This is a genomic window from Enterococcus sp. AZ120, from assembly GCF_050546165.1.
GTDB lineage: Bacteria > Bacillota > Bacilli > Lactobacillales > Enterococcaceae > Enterococcus > Enterococcus faecalis.
Genome location: NZ_CP172950.1, coordinates 627076 through 648308 on the forward strand (window position 1 = coordinate 627076; position 21233 = coordinate 648308).

At 37.0% G+C, this 21233-nt stretch carries 15 protein-coding genes; 7 read left to right on the forward strand and 8 right to left on the reverse strand.

Translation table 11 applies throughout. From position 1 onward, the window contains the following. The first annotated feature begins 155 nt into the window (after positions 1-155). Both IGJ46_RS03055 and IGJ46_RS03060 read left to right on the forward strand, forming a co-directional pair. Positions 156-1325 carry a cation diffusion facilitator family transporter gene (locus IGJ46_RS03055; RefSeq protein ID WP_002394312.1) on the forward strand — a complete coding sequence of 390 codons (1170 nt, stop codon included), beginning with the start codon at positions 156-158 and terminating at the stop codon, positions 1323-1325. 298 nt (positions 1326-1623) lie between these two features. Further along, positions 1624-3447 (forward strand): APC family permease, encoded by a 1824-nt coding sequence (locus IGJ46_RS03060; protein ID WP_002379167.1) that lies wholly within the window; start codon positions 1624-1626, stop codon positions 3445-3447. A gap of 34 nt (positions 3448-3481) precedes the next feature. On the opposite strand, the gene IGJ46_RS03065 is transcribed toward IGJ46_RS03060, so the two are convergent. From IGJ46_RS03065 to IGJ46_RS03090, 6 genes are all read right to left on the reverse strand, one after another. Then, entirely contained in the window at positions 3482-3946 is a 465-nt protein-coding gene (locus tag IGJ46_RS03065) for a GNAT family N-acetyltransferase (protein WP_002355741.1), read from the reverse strand. 71 nt (positions 3947-4017) lie between these two features. Continuing rightward, positions 4018-4680: an ABC transporter permease gene (locus IGJ46_RS03070; RefSeq protein ID WP_002363261.1), complete on the reverse strand. Its 663-nt coding sequence runs from the start codon at positions 4678-4680 to the stop codon at positions 4018-4020. A 3-nt stretch (positions 4681-4683) separates the two neighbouring features. Then, complete coding sequence (locus tag IGJ46_RS03075; RefSeq protein WP_025189916.1) at positions 4684-5604, reverse strand: osmoprotectant ABC transporter substrate-binding protein; 921 nt, start codon at positions 5602-5604, stop codon at positions 4684-4686. Positions 5605-5606: 2 nt separating this feature from the next. Next, complete coding sequence (locus tag IGJ46_RS03080) at positions 5607-6242, reverse strand: ABC transporter permease (protein ID WP_002355744.1); 636 nt, start codon at positions 6240-6242, stop codon at positions 5607-5609. Positions 6243-6245: 3 nt separating this feature from the next. Beyond that, complete coding sequence (locus IGJ46_RS03085; RefSeq protein ID WP_002355745.1) at positions 6246-7439, reverse strand: betaine/proline/choline family ABC transporter ATP-binding protein; 1194 nt, start codon at positions 7437-7439, stop codon at positions 6246-6248. Between the two features lie 626 nt (positions 7440-8065). Beyond that, positions 8066-8956, reverse strand: a complete 891-nt coding sequence (locus tag IGJ46_RS03090; protein WP_002355746.1) for a ring-cleaving dioxygenase — start codon at positions 8954-8956, stop codon at positions 8066-8068. A gap of 165 nt (positions 8957-9121) precedes the next feature. Here IGJ46_RS03090 and queA point away from each other — a divergent pair, with 165 nt between their 5' ends. After that, on the forward strand, positions 9122-10153 hold the full coding sequence (gene queA / locus IGJ46_RS03095) for a tRNA preQ1(34) S-adenosylmethionine ribosyltransferase-isomerase QueA (RefSeq protein ID WP_002355747.1): 1032 nt from the start codon (positions 9122-9124) through the stop codon (positions 10151-10153). 343 nt (positions 10154-10496) lie between these two features. Here the strand turns inward: queA and IGJ46_RS03100 are convergent, their stop codons facing one another. Beyond that, the gene (locus IGJ46_RS03100; protein ID WP_002355748.1) at positions 10497-10802 is read right to left on the reverse strand and encodes a helix-turn-helix transcriptional regulator; all 306 of its coding nucleotides are present in this window, start codon (positions 10800-10802) and stop codon (positions 10497-10499) included. A gap of 822 nt (positions 10803-11624) precedes the next feature. Between IGJ46_RS03100 and IGJ46_RS03105 the strand changes: the two genes are divergently transcribed. Beyond that, positions 11625-14270, forward strand: a complete 2646-nt coding sequence (locus tag IGJ46_RS03105) for a calcium-translocating P-type ATPase, PMCA-type (RefSeq protein WP_002355749.1) — start codon at positions 11625-11627, stop codon at positions 14268-14270. A 333-nt stretch (positions 14271-14603) separates the two neighbouring features. Continuing rightward, positions 14604-16610 (forward strand): KUP/HAK/KT family potassium transporter, encoded by a 2007-nt coding sequence (locus tag IGJ46_RS03110; protein WP_104855497.1) that lies wholly within the window; start codon positions 14604-14606, stop codon positions 16608-16610. Positions 16611-16679: 69 nt separating this feature from the next. Here the strand turns inward: IGJ46_RS03110 and IGJ46_RS03115 are convergent, their stop codons facing one another. Then, entirely contained in the window at positions 16680-17378 is a 699-nt protein-coding gene (locus tag IGJ46_RS03115; protein WP_375343098.1) for a helix-turn-helix domain-containing protein, read from the reverse strand. A gap of 125 nt (positions 17379-17503) precedes the next feature. Here IGJ46_RS03115 and IGJ46_RS03120 point away from each other — a divergent pair, with 125 nt between their 5' ends. After that, positions 17504-19648, forward strand: coding sequence for a heavy metal translocating P-type ATPase (locus IGJ46_RS03120; RefSeq protein ID WP_218391455.1), 2145 nt, complete (start codon positions 17504-17506; stop codon positions 19646-19648). A 123-nt stretch (positions 19649-19771) separates the two neighbouring features. Next, complete coding sequence (locus IGJ46_RS03125) at positions 19772-21196, forward strand: helix-turn-helix domain-containing protein (RefSeq protein ID WP_218391457.1); 1425 nt, start codon at positions 19772-19774, stop codon at positions 21194-21196. Positions 21197-21233 lie beyond the last annotated feature (37 nt).

The window sequence follows — 21233 nt, forward strand, 5'->3', positions numbered from 1 at the left end:
CCCTAACAAAGAAGTTTTGGGGGCTCTTGCTTTTGACTTTTTGGCAATGCTAAATAATAAAATCTCCCTCAGAAAGTGAGGTTTTTTGTGTACAAATGTATAAAAAGGTTTTATAGTATTTTTTTAAGAAATAAAAAGTGGGTAGGGGTTGTAAAATGATTCAAGCATTGCTTCAACGATATGAGAAAAAAATTGAACGTCGTAAATTGGAAAAACGAACAGCATTCGGTGCTTTTGCCGGGCGGATTGGGCTTGTTTCTAATTTATTTTTATTCGTTAGTAAATTTATGATTGGCTTGCTTTCAGGTAGTGTTTCAATCATGGCAGATGCCATTAATAGCTTGTCCGATACTATTTCTTCAGTTTTAACATTAGTCGGTTTTTATATTGCTGGTAAGCCAGCGGATAAAGAACATCCCTATGGCCATGAACGTTTTGAATATATTAGTGGAATGCTTGTATCATTAGTGATTACGTTTATTGGGTTTGAGTTTCTAACGACCTCCGTTGATCGTATCCTGCATCCAGAATCAATCAAGGTGACACCCATTTTATTTGCTGTTTTAGCTTTGTCAATTGGGATTAAAATTTGGCAAGGGCTGTTTTACAAAAAAGTATCAGCAAAAATTGATTCTCAAGCATTAGTTGCTTCTGCTAAGGACAGCTTCAATGATGTTTATACTACATTAGCTGTTTTGGTTTCTGCATTTATTGAAGGCGTCACTGGTTTGCGAATTGATGGATATATTGGTTTTTTAATTGCTGCATATATTATTTATAGTGGGCTACAGTTAATTCGCGAATTTATTAATGAGTTGATGGGCATGCGTCCGAGCCAAACAGAAATTGATGAAATGAAGAATGTCTTATCAAAAATAGAAACAATTGTAGGATATCACGATTTACTGATTCATAATTATGGTCCCAGCCAAACGTTTGCGTCTGTTCACATTGAAATTGATGATCGCTGGGATTTAAATAAAGCCCATCAGACAATCGATGCGATTGAAGCGAAGTTTAAAGAAGAATTAGATGTTAACCTTGTTTGTCATATTGATCCAGTGAATTTGTATGACCCAACACAACAATTTGTTCATCAAACAATCAAAAAGATTATTCGTTCTTTTGATGCGTCTTTAAAAGTCCATGATATCCGCTTAGTTACCCATGGCGAAGAGCCGAAGATTTTGTTCGACTTGGTTTTGCCTACAGAATCAAAATTATCTGAATTTGAACTGGGTGTGGAAATTCAGCGGCAAGTTTATGAAAAAATTGGTCGTTATAAAGTGGAAATTACCTTCGATCATACGTACTTGTTACAATAAAAGGGAATAATTAACTAAGTTTTTAAGCGTGAGCCAAAAGGTCAAATAGACTTTTAGCTCTCGCTTTTTTGTTTAGAAAATGCAAATCCTTTTGTTATCTGGATTCTCTTGATAAGATAAAGGAAGCGGTGGGGCTGTAAATGAGTGTCTGATTAAAAAAAGATGGTGATTTTTTTATCTTTTTCAGTAACAAAAATCAATTGACTTTTCATTGTGAGAAGCGTAGCATATGGATTTGTTTGATAAAAAATAATGAAAAAAGTGAGCGGGTCACTCTAGAGAAAAGGAGTAGAAAAAAATGGCGGATTTAAAACGACTGTTCATTGGGAAACCATTGAAATCAGCCGAAAATGATGAACATAAATTAAGCAGATTTGCAGCGCTTGCGTTGTTATCTTCTGATGCACTTTCATCCATTGCGTATGGTACAGAACAAATAGTGGTGGTTCTGGTTACTTTGTCGGCGGCTGCGATTTGGTATTCATTACCAATTGCTGCATTTGTTATTATTTTACTTATTTCTTTAACATTGTCGTACCGACAAATTATTCATGCGTATCCGCATGGCGGCGGCGCATACGTTGTTAGTAGTGAAAACCTCGGCAGAAATGCCGGTTTATTGGCTGGTGGTTCGTTGTTAGTCGATTATATGCTAACAGTAGCCGTTTCAGTTTCAGCGGGCGCAGAGGCGATTATATCGGCGATTCCGGCGTTATATGGTCATCAAGTAGCAATTTCTATTGGGATTGTGATATTGATTACCTTAATGAACTTGAGAGGCCTGCGAGAATCTGCTTCGTTCTTAATGTTGCCAGTGTATAGTTTTATCGCAATTATTACCTTACTGATTGTTGTTGGGCTATTTAAAATTGTGACTGGCGCACAGCCATTGAATGCGACAGCTTTACCAGGAGCCGTGGTTCCAGGAATTTCTATTGCTTTAGTTTTACGGGCGTTTTCATCTGGTTCTTCTTCCTTAACAGGGGTCGAAGCAATCAGTAATGCAGTGCCATTCTTTAAGAAACCACGAGCAAAAAATGCTGCTGGGACGTTAGCGTTAATGGCAACGATTTTAGGGTTCTTCTTCGTGGGGATTACATTTATTAACTATTGGTATGGGATTGTGCCCAAAGAAGAAGTGACAGTTCTTTCACAAATTGGGAAAGCGGTCTTTGGTCAAAATATTTTATATTATTTATTACAGTTTGCGACAGCCTTAATTTTAGCGGTTGCCGCTAACACAGGATTCTCAGCCTTTCCAGTTTTGGCTTATAACTTAGCCAAAGATAAGTTTATGCCGCATATGTATATGGATCGTGGCGACCGTTTAGGCTATTCAAATGGTATTTTAACTTTAGCTGCTGGTTCGATTGTTTTATTATTGATTTTCCAAGGTTCCACAGAACGTTTAATCCCATTGTATTCAATTGGTGTGTTTATTCCGTTTGCTTTGTCTCAATCGGGGATGGTTGTAAAATGGCGAAAAGAAACTAAAAATTGGTTGCCAAAATCAATTGCTAACATTGTCGGCGCCTTTATCTCTTTCGCGATTATCGCCATTTTGTTTATTTATCGATTAGGGGATATCTGGCCGTTCTTTATTATTATGCCGGTGTTGATTTATGCATTTTATCGGGTCAATACTCACTATAAAAATGTGGCGGAACAGCTACGTTTAGAAGATGGGGCACAGTTGCATGAGTTTGACGGGAATACAGTTATTGTTTTAGTAGGGAACGTAACCAAGGCAAATGTCGGCGCCTTGAACTATGCGCGTTCCATTGGTGATTATGTTGTTGCCATGCATGTCTCAATGGATGAAAACGTTGAGAAGGAAAAAGAAATTCAGGAAGAGTTTAAAAAACACTTCCCGGACGTTCGTCTATCAATTGTCCATTCTTCGTATCGTTCACTGCAAAACCCTATCTTACGTTATGTTGATTTGGTTAGTAAAAATGCCACGAAGCATAACTACAGTACAACAGTTTTAGTACCACAATTTGTACCAAATAAACGTTGGCAAAATATTTTGCATAACCAAACAAGTTTACGCTTGCGGATTCGTTTAGCGTGGCGGGAAAATATTATTGTGGCTACCTATAGTTATCACTTGAAAAAATAAAAAAAAGTCTGCCATCTTTTGATGGCAGATTTTTTTATTGACGTAATTGTTTTTGATAAATTCTAGCGCAAGACTGCTCTTCGGTGGTTACCATGGTCAAAAATTCCCAGTCATATCTTTCATAAAAAGTAGTATGGTCTGTAAGCAGATAAAGCTTTTTAAATCCAGAATTAGCAAGAAAATCACCAACTGTTGTTAAAAGAATTCCTGCTAAGCCTTGGTGACGAAATGTTGGTTCGACATACAATGCACAAAGGTTTGGCGTAAGGTCTGCACGATTGTGGAAGTCATTATCAATTACGCCCACGCCTGCAACGATGTCCTGCTGTTTATTCAAGCAGACCCACCAATGTGGTACGTGGTTTTCGCTAGTTAGCATTTCCTGCATACTTCCTTGATACGCTTCAGCGGGGATTTGCCACTTTTGGCTAAACCATTGAGCAGCTGACGGAATTAAGTGTGGTTGTTGGTTTAAATCGATAATAGTATAGTTAGACATTATTAATCTCCTAGATAAAAGAACAGATCCCATTGAAAAGAAACAATGTTGGATCTGCTCTGCATTTTTTATTAATTGGAATGTTTGCTAGCTGGGTCTAAACGCCGTTCAATAATCCCTAGAACCCAATCTGTGATAATCGCCATAAAGGCCGTTGGTAAGGCACCGACTAAAATGATAGAAGCACCATCTGTGGCATTGGTTCCACGAATAATAATATCCCCTAAACCACCAGCACCAACGAAAGCACCAATCGCAGTAATCCCGATTGCGACGACTAACGCATTTCGAATACCTGCCATGATTACTGAAACAGATAAAGGTAACTCGACCATATAAAGAAGTTGTACTTTTGTCATACCCATTCCTTTACCAACATCTAAAATATTGCGATCCACTTGAATCATGCCAGTGTACGTATTCTTGATAATTGGCAGGAGAGAATAAAGGAAGACCGTTACAACCACCGTGTTGACACCTAAGCCCATCCCCAACATTAAAATCGAAAGCATTGCCAAAGCTGGTACTGTTTGGATAATGTTCGCTAAACGGATAATCCAGTTGGCTAAGCTACGTTTACGTGAAATCATAATCCCGATAGGAATCCCGACAATTGCAGCAAAGATTACGCCATAAATCGAAATTAAAAAGTGACGTAAAAATTGTTGAAAGACGTAGCCGCCATTTTGTTGGAAATAGTAGATAAATTGTTGGAATAAATTCATATTATTCATCTGTTACTCCCCCTCAAAATAGTTATTTTCTTTTAAGAAACGTTCGGCTACGACCGCAGGTTCAATTAAATCATTATCTGCTTGATAGTTCAATTCTTGCATTTTTTTGGTAGAAATTTTACCATCTAAGCGATTTAAGACATCTTTAATTTCCGGCGTTTCTTTTAATAATTTGTCACTAACCACAGGAGCGGCATCATAAGGCGGGAAGAAACGCTTGTCATCTTTTAACATGACTAAATCGTAACTACCAATCCGGCCATCTGTTGAGTAACCTAAGATAACGTCCATTTTTCCAGCGTTGACTGCATCGTACACCAAGCCAATTTGCATTGGTAAAATAGATTTAAATTGGAAGTTGTATTCCTTTTTAAAGCCTTCATAACCGTCGCCTTCACGTGTGATCCACGCAGTATCGACACCAGCAACTAATTTGTCTGCGACTTTCCCTAAATCACTGACTGTTTTTAAATTGTATTTCTCAGCCGTTTCTTTTGTAACTAAGAATACATAAGTATTTTCAAATCCATATGAAGGGAACCAAGTTTGTTGATAACGTTTTTCAAATTCTGATTGAACTAGGTTAAACGCTTTTTTAGGGTCTTTTTCCGCTGGTAAGCCAAGCGTAGTAGTCACGTCAGTACCAGTATAACGAGCTGCAGAAATTGAGGCATCTCCGTTTAACATTGCTTGGTGATTGATGGTAGTAGTGGCTAAGTTGTTAATCACATTTGTTTTTTTATCTGTGTAATGCTCCACCATATCCGCTACAATGCTCCCTAAAATCTGCGCTTCTGAAGTAATCCCACCTGTAATGGCGACAGTGTTATCATCAGAAGTTGAAGCGAGACCAGGTAAAGAACAACCTGCCAATAAAAGTAAACTGTTTAAGAAGAGTAAACTTAACTTGAGTTTCTTTTTCATCATTATTCGCCCTCCCTTAAAGCTTTTGGCGTTAAACGATTTTCTAATAATCCAAGAAGAACATCTGCTAAAAGCGCTAAAATAGTTACCGGAATAGTCCCGCCAAAGATTAATTCTGGCTGATAGTTATTTAATCCACTGAAAATCATATCACCAAGACCACCTGCACCAATATAAGAAGCCAGTGTAGCCCAAGCAATGACATAGACAGCAGCTAAACGAATGCCGGCCATAATTGTTGGCATGGCAATGGGTAATTCAACACTAAAAATAGACTGTAAATTGGTCATGCCCATGCCTTTAGCAACATCTCGGTAATTTTCATCGACATTTTTCATTCCGATATACGTGTTTCTTAAAATAGGTAGAAGGGAATAGATGAATAGCGCGATAATAGCGGGTGTTTTGCCGACACCAAAAATTGGAATCATCAAAGCTAATAAAGCCAACGAAGGAACCGTTTGTAAGGCACTTGTTAAACCAATGACAATATTGGCTACTTTGGGCAAACGTGTTAACCAAACGCCAACGGGTACAGCGATAGCGACCCCTAATAAAAGTGCAAAGAATGAAATATAAATATGTTCAATACTTTTTGAAATCATTTCTGATCCATATTCTTGAAAGAAGCTACTCATTGCTTACGCCTCCTCTTTATCAGTTTCGGACTCGCTTTGTTTTGCTTCTACAGCTTCACTAATCGTTGTTTCATCGCCCCAGATAACATCATAAACAATGTCAACAAGGGAAGCACGTGTTAAGATGCCCACCACTCGTTTTTGTTCATCAACGACTGGCACATATTTTAAGCCGCGTTTTAAGATTCTTTGTAAAGCATCACGTAAAAGAGCGGTTTTTTGAACAAAGAAGACATCTTTATTCAAGATATCACCAACACTAGAAGCTTTGCCCCGTTGCTGATCTAATGTTTCAACATCGATAAAGCCTTTAAGCACATGGGAATTATCAACAACTAATAAGGTATCAACCCGTTTTTCACGCATCAATTTAATCGCTTCTTGTAAAGATTTTTCCGGCGTGATAGTAATAGCGGAATTTAACATGACTTCATCAACAGTGGTGAAATCAGGTTTGGCTTGTAATAAGCGATCTTCTCCGATGAGTTCTTCTACAAATTCATTGGCTGGATGACGTAAAATATTATCTGGTGTGTCAAATTGAATTACTTTGCCTTCGCTCATAATGGCAATTTTATTTGCTAATTTCAACGCTTCATCCATATCATGAGTAACAAAGACGATAGTTTTTCCTAAACGTTCTTGTAAATCTTTCACTAAATCTTGTAATGAATCACGGGTGATAGGATCTAAAGCACCAAAAGGTTCATCCATTAGAATAATATCTTGATTGGCAGCTAAAGCCCGCACAACGCCGATTCTTTGTTGTTGTCCCCCAGAAAGTTCATTGGGATAGCGGTCCAACATTTCTCGTGGTAACTCAACCAAATCAATCATTTTTTCGGCTATCTTATTGCGTTCTTCCACAGGTACTTTTAATAATTTAGGCACTAAAACGATATTTTCACGAATGGTCATGTGAGGCATCAAGCCGATATTTTGAATGACATAGCCAATTTGGCGACGTAGCTCTACAGGATTGATTTTTTGAATATCTTGGCCATCAATTAAAATTTTTCCTTTTGAAGGGTCGGTCATGCGGTTAAGCATCCGCATTGATGTTGTTTTTCCACTACCACTTGTTCCGATGAAGCAGATAAATTCACCTTTATCGAAAGACAAATTAATGTCATCAACGGCGACTTTTCCGCCTTTATAAAATTTTGATACATGCTGAAATTCTATCAACTTACTCACCTCAACTAAATATTTTGAAAATGTATCTTATTACTAGTATGCTATAAAAATGCGATTTCGACAAATGTAATCTATTTTTAATGGGAAAAAGAAGGCGGTAAAATTTTTTTAATTCGTTCTAAAAAAAAGAAAAGATAACTATTGTTTAGTAAAAGTTATCTGAACGAAACAAGATGTTAAAAAGAGTATTCTGAGAAGGAAGAAAAGCCGCTATAACAAAGAAAAGTGTCCTTTGTAGCAAGTTGACGGGAGCTGAGTTTTTCATTAGAATGGAAAGAGAACAAGGGAATAAAATAAAAAAAGGCGCTTCATGATTTAGCGGCAACTAAATCACGAAGCCTTGAATAGTCACCTGTGCAAGTGGACCATCAAGTTGCCCGTTCAATCAATGGAAACCATTGATCACTTTTATTTTACTGAATTTTTGAAAAAATTACCAGTTTTTTTAAGAAGTAAGAAGTGGAAGAACGAAGGATGCTTTTTATGGAATGTGCAATGACGTTCAGAAAAATCTGAAGGTCATTTTTTATTCTCTTGTTCAAACATTCAAACATAGGGGAAGAGAGACGGACGTAATTTTGTCACCGATTATTACGTCCGTCTTCCGTTGTTTTCTAAAGCGTTGGTTACATGTCTTTGTAGAGGTTGGCTTCAATTGCAGTCCGTTTTGGTTCTAAAAAAGGCGGTAAAGCCAATGTTTCCCCTAAATGTTCCAGAGGCTCATCCAATGTAAAACCAGGAGTCAAAGTAGCAAATTCAACCCGATTCCCGCCTGGTTCACGAATGTATAAACTTTTAAAATATCCACGACTTACATACATTTCAATTTCCCAGCCTTGTGCTAAAGCGCGAGTGTGTAGTTCTTGTAATGCTTCATCATCAGCCACAGAAAAAGCAATATGATCCATACTGCCACGCCCCATTCGGCTTGTTTTATCCGACGTTGTTTGATGAACAGAAAAGCTTTCCGTCTCACTTAAAATAATCGTATTGCCAACTGCTTGCCAACCAAGAAATGTTTCAAAAAAGGCCAAGGTTTTTTCAGAATCTGGCACATGAAATTCAGTAGAGGCCAAACCGATAATTTGAACCGCTGCTGGAATGTCGTTAGAAACAACGAGTGTTTCTTTTAATGGATTTTCAGGAACTTCTGTCAGGATAATATGCGTATCATCTGGATCACTGAAATGTAGGCTCTTTTCTTTTTTGTTAAATGGAATTTTGTTTTCTGTTAAACGTTGTTCCCAAAAGGAAAGGCTGTTTTGGGGAATTTTTAAGCCAATCGTGGCTAAATAATTTTTTTCTTCATAGCGGTTGCCTAATAAGGGCACGATAAAAAAAGTTACTAAGCTTCCCGGTGTGCCTTGATAATCGCCATAAAAATAATGAGGCATGCGATTGTTGTCTTGATTTACGGTATTTTTGACAAAGCGTAAGCCTAACAATTTTGTATAGAATGATTGGTTTTCTTGACCATGACGCGCTAATAGTGAAACATGATGAAATTGAGCATGCATTTTGAGTTCCTCCTCTAAATAACTATGTACACTTACTTAAAGTAAGTATAGTGCTTCTGACATTTTTTGACAACTATTTAGTTTGATTCAGAAGGCTGACATAGCCAGAAACAAGAAAAAGTGTTAGAATAACCAAGATAAAAACTAGTAGAAAGAGTGACGGAAATGCTAAGTACAGAAGATTTTGATTTTGATTTACCAGAAGAATTAATTGCTCAAACCCCACTAAAAGATCGCGCTAGTTCACGATTATTAGTTGTAAATAAAGAAACAGGGGACATGGAGGATAAACATTTCCATGATATTCTTGATGAATTACAGCCTGGGGATGCATTAGTCATGAATAACACACGGGTACTGCCGGCCCGTTTATATGGAGAAAAACCTGAAACAGGCGGTCATTTGGAAGTTTTACTTTTAACAAATACAGAAGGCGATACATGGGAAACCTTGATTAAACCCGCGAAACGTGCAAAAGTCGGCACGGAAATTCAATTTGGCGATGGTCGCCTAAAAGCGGTGGTTAAAGAAGAGTTGGAACATGGTGGTCGAATCATTGAATTTAAATATGATGGTATTTTCTTAGAAATTTTAGAATCGTTAGGAGAAATGCCATTGCCGCCATATATCAAAGAACGTCTAGATGACCCAGATCGTTATCAAACGGTTTATGCTGAAGAAAATGGTTCAGCTGCAGCACCAACAGCGGGTTTGCATTTTACAAAAGAACTATTAGAAGAGATCAAAGCAAAAGGTGTTCATCTCGTTTATTTAACTTTACATGTCGGTTTAGGAACATTCCGTCCCGTGAGCGTTGATAATATAGAAGAACATCATATGCATAGCGAATTCTATCGTTTAACTGAAGAAGCGGCTAAGCAATTAAATGAAGTGCGCCAAGCAGGCGGTCGGATTGTTGCCGTTGGAACAACTTCTATTCGTACGTTGGAAACAATTGGCACAAAATTTAATGGTGAAATCCAGGCTGACAGTGGCTGGACCGATATTTTTATCACACCAGGGTATCAATTTAAAGTCGTAGAGGCTTTTTCAACGAACTTCCATTTACCAAAATCTACGTTAGTGATGCTTGTGAGTGCTTTTGCAGGAAAAGACTTAACATTGGCTGCTTACCAACATGCTATTGAGGAAAAATATCGTTTCTTTAGTTTTGGCGATGCAATGTTTATTAAATAAGCGACACTTTGTGAGCAGAATACTTGGGATTGAAACAAAAATATATTATGATAAACACGTGATTTTTGGAATCACAGTAAAGGTGTGCTTTATTTTTTCTTCCCCTGTAAATAATAAAGTTAGAAACCAAAACGCTACTAGGACAAAAGTGCTTAGTAGACAATCTTAGAATAAAAAGAACGGCGCAACCACGGTTGCGCCGTTCTTTTTTATGTAAGCAAAGATTAATTATTGAAACAACAATACGAAGAAGTGCTTTCTTCGTATTGCCGGTACTAAGTTGTACCTCGGCAACTCCAAGTACAATCAGAAAAATTGTCTTGTTAAGTACAGCTTATACTGTTTAGGCTTCTTGTTCTACATCGTCATTCAGTGTTTCTTTGAAGGTGAACACATCATCAATGGTTACGCCAAAGACGTTCGCGATGTCATGCGCAAGAAGTAATGAAGGATTGTACTTGTTTCGTTCCAGTTGAATAATTGTTTGTCGAGAGACACCGACTCGATTGGCCAAATCTTGCTGGGTCATACGAGCCATAGCACGATAAACATGAATTGAACTTTCAAACGAAGATTTTTTCTTTTTTCGCATAGCATTCCCTCCTTTAAAAGAAGATAAAATAGAATGTGCACCTTGAATATAACACATATGATTATTTGATACAAATATATTTTATTGCCTAAAAGAAAAAACCGAGCTTAAATTTAAGCTCGGCCTTGTTAACGGGAAGACATCAATTGGTTGAATAAGTGTTTACATTTCGCGATACATGTAAAGCAAAAGGTGAACGTGATGTGGTGAAACTAAAACCTTGTTTTCATACAGTTTCGACGCTTGGATGGTGGATAACTTGCGTTAGGTGATAACAGATAGGGTAAATGCTTTATAGAAACTCCATCCTTCTATAACCTTTCCCTATTTTCCGATACGAGTTATCACTAACAATTACTCTACACGTATTGTTTACAGGTGAATCTTGCAATTCTAACAACTTTGAGTTTACCGATTTTTATCTACTGAGAAAATCTTCAACCAATTGATTTGCATGTCCTCCTTACACTTAAAGAATAGCACTTTTTGGAAGCGTTTGCAAGTTATAACACTTATTAATAAGATTAAATATAATATTTTTCTGGTTATTTTATAACATGTAAAATAAATAATCGTGCGAACCAAATAACATTGTATTTTTTGTTGTTTTTGTGTTGAATATATAGAAATAAACTATTTTTTTATCAGACAAAATGAAAAAAATGTCCATTGCTTTTTGGCTGAATTCGTTTCTTTTTTCATAAAATTCCCATAATCAAATAGAAACATTGCTGTAGCAACAACGAAAATACCAGTTTTTTCTGGACATATGAGAGAACGCTAAGCCAAAGATGAAAAAAGTTGCGTGTTCAAAAAAAATCATGTTATATTTAATAGAGACACTATTATATAGGAAGAAAAAATTAGAGGGGGAATAGGATGGAAGCTTACAAGCAATCTGTCGATACTGTCACAAAAGAAGTTTCAGTCAATACTGAAACTGGTTTAACACAACAAGAGGCCCAACAACGGCTGAAAGAAAATGGCCGCAATCAATTTGAAGAGGCTAAGAAGGATTCTGTGTTAAAGAAATTCATTCACAGTTTATCTGATTTTACGACGATTATTTTATTAGTTGCTGCGGCAATTTCGTTTTATACAGCAATCGTAACAGAACATGGCGAATATTTTGAAGGAATCTTAATTATTGCAATTGTGATTATCAATGCTGTTTTAGCCATTGTTCAAGAAGGAAATGCTGAAAAATCTCTGGCGGCTTTACAAGACATGAACAAGCAAAGTAGTGCAGTCTTACGAGATGGCAAGGTAATCGAAGTCGATGCTGAAGAACTAGTAGTAGGAGATGTTCTAGTTCTTGAAGCTGGTTCAATGATTACAGCCGATGCACGACTTATTCAAGCTTCTCAAATGCGCGTAGAAGAGTCAGCACTAACAGGTGAAAGTGAACCTGTTGAAAAAGATCCTACATACGTGGGGCATGACGATGATGGCTTAGGAGATCAAATAAATATGATTTTCAAAGGCTGTACCGTTGTGAATGGCCGCGGACGAGCAGTAGTAACTGCAACAGGAATGAATACAGAAATGGGTAAAATTGCTGGGTTACTGAATAACAGCGATCAGCAAAAAACACCATTACAAAAACGCTTGAATCAATTAGGCAAACGTATTAGTTTGTTAGCCTTAGGGGCTGCAGCAATTGTTTTCATTATTGGTGAACTGCAAGGAGAACCGCTTCTTGAAATGTTTATGACAGCCGTTTCCTTAGCGGTGGCAGCTGTACCAGAAACACTAACCGTGATTGTAACGTTAACCTTAGCATATGGTGTTCAAAAAATGGCTAAGAAACATGCGATTATTCGTCGATTGCCAGCAGTAGAAACGCTAGGAACTGCGAATGTTATCTGTTCTGATAAGACAGGAACACTGACACAAAATAAAATGCGCGTCCGCCGAGTATGGCATCGTGGTGATGAAGTAACGGATACGGAAGATGCCATGACCGATGAAGCCATGGAAGTATTGAAAATGGCTGCTTTATGTACAGATGTCATTGTGGAAAAAGAAGGCGATGAATTAACTGTTACAGGGAATCCGACAGAAGCGGCAATTGTTCGTGCTGTCGAAGAAAATTATCATACTAAAGAAGAACTTGAAGAAAAATATCCTCGTATTGGTGAAATTCCCTTTGATTCAGAACGAAAAATGATGACTACGGTCCATCAATGGGGGAAAAAGTACATCTCAATTACTAAAGGAGCCTTTGATGTGTTACTACCTCGTTTTGGTTTCGGAGATGTCGATCAAGCGGCTATTGTTAATGATCGTTTCGGAAAACGAGCGTTACGAGTTATTGCTGTCGGTTATGCCGTATATGATGAACCACCCAAGGAAATTACATCAGAGGCTTTAGAAAAAAATCTTCGCTTGTTAGGCTTAATTGGCATGATTGATCCACCACGTCCAGAAAGTAAGGGCGCCATTGCTCGTGCGAAAAAAGCTGGAATTAAAACAGTCATGATTACTGGTGATCACGTGGTAACAGCCAGTGCAATTGCTAAAGAATTAGGAATTTTAAAAGATAAAAGTGAAGCCTTATCTGGTTCAGAACTGAAAAAAATGAGTGATGAAGAATTAGATAAACGGGTTAAAGATTTATCCGTTTATGCACGTGTAACCCCTGAAGATAAAATTCGAATTGTTCAATCATGGCAACGTTCTGGCGCTGTTGTAGCAATGACCGGAGATGGCGTGAATGATGCGCCAGCCTTGAAAGCTAGTGATGTCGGTTGCGCAATGGGGATTACTGGAACAGATGTGGCCCAAGGTGCTTCAGATATGATTTTGACGGACGATAACTTTGCAACTATTGTTGATGCAGTGGCGCAAGGACGTGCCGTGTACCGAAATATTCGTAAAGCCATTAACTTCTTATTAAGCTGTAATATTTCTGAGATTTTTATTGTTTTAATTGCCATGTTACTTGGTTGGGGTGCGCCATTTACTGCAGTTCAACTGTTGTTTGTTAACGTGGTCGCGGATGGGTTACCTGGTTTTGCATTAGGAAAAGAACCAGCGGAAAAAGGAATTATGGATGAGGCACCAATCCCTAAAAACGAAGGGATTTTTGCACGAGGCTTATGGCAAAAGATTGGGATTAATGCAGCAGTGTTCACAGTCATTACTTTGTTTGGTTTTTACCTAGGTGCCTTTGTACCAGGTGTTTCAGCCTATGTTTCAAACAGCTATGAAGTTGGACAAACAGTGGCATTTTTAATCTTAGCTTATTCCTCTATCTTACATGTCTTTAATGTTCGTAGTGCGAACTCTGTTTTCCGTGTAAAATTATCAAGCAACAAGTCGCTCTTTGAAATGGTCGTTTTAGCATTACTAATTACCACAACCATCGCTTTATTACCATTCACACAAGAACTATTTGGATTAGTGCATATTAGTTTAAATCATTGGATGTTAGCAATTTTCCTATCCTTTGTGCCAATTTTCGTCAATGAAATGATTAAGTTCCATTTCTCTGAAGTCGAAGAGGAAGAAGAAGTAATTTAAATTTAACAGGAATAAAAGGAGCTACATTTGTTCAGAAAATTATCTTAATAGTTAGCAAGTGGGGCAGCAGTCGTTTCGACTGCTGCCCCACTTATTTTTGATTTTCCTTTTTTCAAAATAGGTGGGTTTCTTATCTAAGATGAACATTCTCTAATAAAAAGACTTGCTAAACGATTTAAAACGTATTATAGTGAGTAGCATCGTTAGTCAAAAAGCGCTTTTTGACTAATGAAAAAGATATATAAAACGTTATATAATAAAGAGTTTTAAAAGTTTTTATGGAGCTGTTGGTTAAACTAAACGAAGTCATTTCTTTTGTAGGAGGAAAGTATTGTGTTACACAAAGCAGAGGGGTTTGATCGTCGGAAATTTACGATGGCAGGGATCTTAGTTGCCATGGGCGTTGTCTATGGAGATATTGGAACGAGCCCTTTATATGTAATGAAAGCCATTGTAGGAGATAATGGTGGCTTGGCACGGGTCTCTGAATCGTTTATTTTAGGTTCGGTCTCATTAATTTTTTGGACATTGACTATCTTAACCACGATTAAATATGTAGTTATTGCTTTAAATGCTGATAACCATGGAGAAGGTGGGATTTTCTCTCTTTATACATTGGTTCGTAAAAAAAGTAAGTATTTGATTATTCCCGCAATGATTGGCGGTGCCGCTTTACTGGCTGATGGCGTTTTGACCCCAGCTGTGACAGTGACGACAGCGATCGAAGGCTTACGGGGGATTCCAGCATTTTTTGAACGTTTTGGCAATGACCAAACGATTATAGTGGTTATTACGTTGACGATTATTTTAATTCTTTTTTCTGTTCAACGATTTGGAACAGAATTGGTCGGGAAAGCTTTTGGGCCGATTATGTTCTTGTGGTTTACTTTTTTAGGCATCATTGGTTTAATGAATTTTAGCCAAGATTGGACGGTTATTCGTGCATTAAATCCATATTATGCTTTGCAATTACTAGTCAGTCCAGAAAATAAATTAGGTCTATTTATTTTAGGGAATATTTTCTTGGCTACAACTGGTGCTGAAGCTTTATATTCTGATTTAGGGCATGTAGGAAAAATGAATATCCGCATTAGCTGGCCGTATATTAAGATTTGTTTGATTCTTAATTATTTAGGGCAAGCTGCGTGGTTGTTAACGGTCAAAGAAAACCCTGAAATGCAGGCATTAGCTGAAATTAACCCATTTTTCCAAATGATTCCACGAGGTATTCTCGTATTTGGCGTTGTTTTTGCAACAATCGCCGCAGTGATTGCTTCGCAAGCGTTAATATCAGGTTCGTATACTTTAGTTTCTGAAGCGATTAAATTGAAGTTATTACCAAGACTTAAAATTATTTATCCTGGGAGCAATATCGGTCAAATGTATATTCCAGCGGTGAATTTAATTTTATGGTTAGCTTGTTCAGCAATCGTGCTGGCTTTTAGAACATCGACACACATGGAAGCTGCGTATGGTCTATCGATTACGATTACGATGTTAATGACAACCATTTTATTGTTGTTTTATCTTTTGGATAAAATTCCAGCGTGGTCTGCGTATCTAATTTCCTTGTTCTTTGCTGCCATTGAAGTTATCTTTTTCTTTTCAAGTGCTGCGAAGTTTTTCCATGGTGGATATGTTGCTGTGGGAATGGCAGTCTTCTTGTTATGCATCATGATTATTTGGGAACGCGGTAACGAGATTAAGGAAGCTACGGCGGAACAAGTGTCGTTGGAAAAATATGTACCACAACTTAAAGCTTTGAAAGAAGATACATCTGTACCAATGTATCAAACCAACGTGGTCTTTTTAACCTCCGATCGAGTGGATGGCGAAATTAATCGTAATATTATTTATTCGATTTTGGACAAACAACCAAAACGAGCGAATGTTTATTGGTTTGTTAATGTTCAGGTAACAGATGAACCCTTTACTCAAGAATATTCTGTTGATATGTTAGGGACTGATTTTATTGTGCAAGTTCAGCTATATTTAGGCTTCCATATTTCTCAAGAAGTGAATGTATATTTAAGACAAATTGTTCATGACTTGATGAAAACAGGCCGCTTGCCAAAACAGCCACAACGTTATTCATTAACGCCAGGAAGAGAAGTTGGCGATTTCCAATTTGTATTAATTCAAGAAGAATTATCTAACGTTTCTGAACTGAAAAAATGGGATCGACAAATTATGCAGGCAAAATTAGCTATCAAAAACTTAACTACCTCTCCTGAAAGTTGGTTTGGCTTGGAATACAGTGAAGTCAAATATGAATCCGTTCCTTTAATCATTGGCCCACAACGGAAAACGCACTTAGTCGAACGAAAGAATCGTTCATAAATAGAAGAAATTTAACTAAAAGATTGAGCCTAAGTCCTTGAGATACATGGCTCAATCTTTTTTGTAGAATCAGAGTAAATACTGTAATTCCACAAAGAATTCATTTAAAAGCGTTTGGTCTTTAAAGGAATTCATCCGCTTAAAGATGGCCAGTAAGACTTCTTTTTGTGGCTCAGTTAATTGATCTACTTTTAACAAAGGAAGAAAAGCGATAATCAGAGAATAATCCAATTCTGGATTTTGAGAATGTGTAAATAATTCATGGAGTTCTGACAAAATAAACGGATGATAATAAGATTGGTCAGACTGTTTTTCTGCAGTTGTTGGTTCATAAATAGAAATACTCTCTTGGGAATGAGAGGGGGCTTCTACTGTTAAAGGAAAAGCATAAAAGGACTGCTGTAACTTTTGCGCTTGAATCATAATTTTTAAGGAATCGTGATAGGATAGCTGTTCTTCAGATAAACGTCCCATCAACTGAGTAAAAAAAGGTGGTTTTAGCAGTTGTTTATTTTGAAAATTTTCTTTTAATAGCTGGCGCACAAATCGATCAAAATCACCATAAAGTAGCCAATCTACTGTTGTATCGCAGGCTTTAGCGATTTTTTTTAAGTATCGTTTATTTGGTAAATTCAAACCTAATTCCCAGTTACTAATTGTACTTCCACTAGATAAACCAATTTTATTGGCTAAATAACGTAAAGTGTACTTCTTCTTTTTTCGAGCTTCACGCATGCGCGCCCCGACTTGCTTTGTAGTAATTTTCATTGAAACACTCCTTTTGGAATAAATATGAGGATAAGGTGTTCTTAAAATATACATACGCAAAATTCGGCTCTTTTTTTTTCTAAACTAAAAAAAGTAATTATTTCTAACAATTTTCATCTTGTGCTATGCTTAAGATGAAAATACTTAAGAAGAGAAGGGATCATATGTCAGCAAAACATAATCATGAACAACACCAGGAAAAACAGCCAACAATGTCCCACGATAAAATGAATCACATGAATCATGATATGGCGCATGAACAAATGGCTATGTCACACCAACATGAAGGAATGAAGGGAATGGACCATTCAATGCACATGGGGAATTTTAAACAAAAATTCTGGCTGTCATTGATTTTAGCTATTCCGATTATTGTTCTTTCACCAATGATGGGTTTTCAATTACCTTTTCAATTTACTTTTCCAGGTTCTGATTGGTTGGTCTTAATTTTAGCAACTGTGCTATTTTTTTATGGTGGACAACCATTTTTAAGTGGCGCTAAAATGGAATTACAGCAAAAGAGTCCAGCAATGATGACGTTAATTGCGATGGGGATTTCGGTATCATATTTTTACAGCATATATGCGTTTTACATGAATTATTTTACGAATCAGGCCCACGTGATGGACTTTTTCTGGGAATTAGCCACTCTGATTGTTATTATGCTTTTAGGCCATTGGATTGAAATGAATGCTATTTCTAATGCTGGTGATGCCTTGAAAAAAATGGCTGAACTGTTGCCTGACACAGTCAAGCGAATGACTGAACATGGGGAAGAAGAAATTCCTTTGCAAGATGTCCAAGAAGGCGATCGCTTGATTGTCCGTTCGGGAGATAAAATTCCGACAGATGGTAAAATTTTGAAAGGAAGCACAACAGTCGACGAATCGATGGTTACAGGGGAATCAAAAACAGTAGAAAAAAACATTGGTGACTCCGTGATTGGTGGAGCTGTCAATGGCAACGGAATGATTGAAATTTCGGTAACTGGCACGGGTGAAAATAGTTACCTGTCAAAAGTTATGGAGATGGTTAAACAAGCGCAATCGGAAAAATCAAAACTAGAATCCATTTCAGACCGTGTAGCCAAGTGGTTATTCTATATTGCCTTATTCGTAGGTGTGTTAGCATTTATCGGTTGGTTACTCGTAACGAAAGATTTGTCTCTAGCATTTGAACGAATGGTTACAGTTTTTATTATTGCCTGTCCCCATGCGTTAGGCTTAGCAATTCCTTTAGTGATTGCTAGAAGTACCTCCATTGCTGCTAAAAATGGCTTACTTTTAAAAAATCGGAATGCATTAGAACAAGCCAATAAGGTTGAATATGTGTTGCTGGATAAAACTGGAACTTTAACAGAAGGACAATTTACAGTTACTGGCTTAGAATTAATGAGTAAGCAGTTTACTAGAGAAGAAGCACTTAAATATATTGGGGCATTGGAAAAAAATGCAAATCATCCGTTGGCAATTGGGATCATGAACTATTTAAATAAACAAGCCGTTCAACCTTATGAAGCCCATAATCTGCAAGCTTTATCAGGCGTAGGACTGGTTGCTACTGTTCAAAACCAAGAAGTCAAAATAGTCAATGAAAAAGAAGTTGCACGGTTACAGTTAACCTTCGATGAAACAATTAAAACAAACTATCAAGAGCAAGGAAATACCTTGAGCTATTTAATCATCGCTGGTCAATTAGTCGCACTGCTTGCTTTAGGAGATAAAGTCAAACCAGAAGCTAAAACATTTATTGCAGAGTTACAAGCGCAAGGAATTACGCCAGTCATGTTAACAGGGGATAATCAAACAGCCGCCAGTGCAGTTGCTAATTATTTAGGAATGAAGGAATACTACGCAGAGCTCTTACCAGAAGATAAAGAAAAAATTGTGCAACAATATCTTACTGAGGGACATCAGGTCATGATGGTAGGAGACGGTATTAACGATGCACCAAGTTTAGCCCGTGCTTCAATCGGCATTGCGATAGGCGCTGGTACAGATGTAGCGATTGATTCGGCAGATGTTGTACTGACGGATAGTGATCCTAAAGATATTTTAAGGTTCTTAGATTTAGCCAAACAAACACGACGTAAAATGATCCAAAATCTTTGGTGGGGAGCTGGGTACAATATTGTCGCCATTCCTTTAGCGGCTGGGGTTCTTGCACCAATTGGGATTGTTTTAAATCCAGCTGTAGGTGCTGTCTTGATGTCATTAAGTACAATTATTGTAGCAGCAAATGCTATGACACTGCATATTTCAAAAAAATAATTCGATATAATTGTAGAGAGCGGAAAGTAATCAATACTTTTTGTTCTCTATTTTTTTCTTCTTAAAAAAATTTTTGCCTTATTTGACGTATTCTTATAACAAGGGAGTGAAAGGGGACGATATATGGATTTCAAGGAATTATTGTCTTTTGAACATAAAAATATGTTGGAATTGTTGGATTTACTGCAACAAGAGCAGACATTTTCTGTTTTGATGGCTGCAGAAAAACTAAAGGTGAGCGACAAAACCATCCATTGTTACATTCAACGTTTTGAAAAAAAGCAGGAAGCGTTTAAGATAGAAGGGCTTTGTAAGATTTATACAACGACCAAAGGAATTGTAAAATATCGTGAATTATGCGTTTGTGGCTTGGCTCGATTTAGACAAAAATTTTGTTATTTTATTCCCGAATTTTATATTTTACGTTGTCTAATTGAAGAGCGAATCAATTATGCGCAATTGACCCAGGTATTGGGATTACAGGAATCAACTCTTCGGAAGAAACTTTCTAATATTCGACGTTGGCTAGTTAATTTTGATATTATTGTACGTCAAAAACATTACGATTTAACTGGCAATGAATGGCAAATTCGACAGTTAATCCTTTGTTTTTATTTGTTTTTTCAAGAAAGCTGTCTAGAAGAAAACAGAGAAATGACTCGGAAAATCATTACCTTTTTTGAGTTGGATTTAAATGTAGCACAACAGAATCATCTTAGTTGGCTAATTTATATTTGGGAGAAACGATATAGAGGCGGGCATGAAATTTCAGTGCCAAATGCTAATTTATTTCAACAAACAAGTGCTTTTTTTTATTTATTTCGTGTGGAAGTGTTGAGCACTTCTTTTATGTCTCTTAAAGAACAAAAAGCGTTATTTGTGATTCTTGAAGCACATTTTGGTGGTTGTTTTGGCAAGAGAGCGCGAAAGTATTTTATTCATGAGCAAATGAAAATAGAAAGTTTATGCTTAAAAACAGCTATTTTTATTATGAAAGAAATTAGGAGAAATTTTACACAACATCATTTTAATTATCAAGAAATTCATTTATGTCGATTTTTAAGTACGCATATGAATAGTTTATTAGACGGACAAGCATGGTTGCCAGCTCATAAACAGGAACAAACACTTGCTGCTCGTTATCAACAAACCTGGCACAGATTACAAAAACTTATTAGGCTTTTAAAGCGCCTATATCCAGTCTTTACTTCAGTAAAAGAACGGGAATTGACGAGTTGCTATTTTTATCACATCCTAGATTTATTTGACCCGATTTTATATGAAAAAAAATATATTATTTGCCTGTTGACGGACTTCCCTCCAGAAAAAGAACAAGCGCTGGGGCAATCTATAAAAAATTATTTCAGTGAAAAAAAGAATATTACAATTATTCATGGAAAATCAACGTATCAACTTCACCAAGCACACCTCTTAATTGTCAATCATTTGTTTCAGATGAACGTAGCGCCTTCTTCTGAAACAATTGTTTATTTGCCAGAGGAATTATCTCCTGCTTTTTTTGAAAAAGTCGAAGCGAATCTATCGTAAGAAGTCCAATTTTGTCTAAATAGTGTTAAAATGAAGA

Excerpts from the sequence above, each read along its gene's own strand:
- IGJ46_RS03055 (WP_002394312.1), top strand. The coding sequence starts at position 156 with ATGATTCAAGCATTGCTTCAACGATATGAGAAAAAAATTGAACGTCGT.
- IGJ46_RS03060 (WP_002379167.1), top strand. The coding sequence starts at position 1,624 with ATGGCGGATTTAAAACGACTGTTCATTGGGAAACCATTGAAATCAGCC.
- IGJ46_RS03065 (WP_002355741.1), bottom strand. The coding sequence starts at position 3,946 with ATGTCTAACTATACTATTATCGATTTAAACCAACAACCACACTTAATT.
- IGJ46_RS03070 (WP_002363261.1), bottom strand. The coding sequence starts at position 4,680 with ATGAATAATATGAATTTATTCCAACAATTTATCTACTATTTCCAACAA.
- IGJ46_RS03075 (WP_025189916.1), bottom strand. The coding sequence starts at position 5,604 with ATGAAAAAGAAACTCAAGTTAAGTTTACTCTTCTTAAACAGTTTACTT.
- IGJ46_RS03080 (WP_002355744.1), bottom strand. The coding sequence starts at position 6,242 with ATGAGTAGCTTCTTTCAAGAATATGGATCAGAAATGATTTCAAAAAGT.
- IGJ46_RS03090 (WP_002355746.1), bottom strand. The coding sequence starts at position 8,956 with ATGCATGCTCAATTTCATCATGTTTCACTATTAGCGCGTCATGGTCAA.
- queA (WP_002355747.1), top strand. The coding sequence starts at position 9,122 with ATGCTAAGTACAGAAGATTTTGATTTTGATTTACCAGAAGAATTAATT.
- IGJ46_RS03100 (WP_002355748.1), bottom strand. The coding sequence starts at position 10,802 with ATGTGTTATATTCAAGGTGCACATTCTATTTTATCTTCTTTTAAAGGA.
- IGJ46_RS03105 (WP_002355749.1), top strand. The coding sequence starts at position 11,625 with ATGGAAGCTTACAAGCAATCTGTCGATACTGTCACAAAAGAAGTTTCA.
- IGJ46_RS03115 (WP_375343098.1), bottom strand. The coding sequence starts at position 17,378 with ATGAAAATTACTACAAAGCAAGTCGGGGCGCGCATGCGTGAAGCTCGA.
- IGJ46_RS03120 (WP_218391455.1), top strand. The coding sequence starts at position 17,504 with ATGCTTAAGATGAAAATACTTAAGAAGAGAAGGGATCATATGTCAGCA.
- IGJ46_RS03125 (WP_218391457.1), top strand. The coding sequence starts at position 19,772 with ATGGATTTCAAGGAATTATTGTCTTTTGAACATAAAAATATGTTGGAA.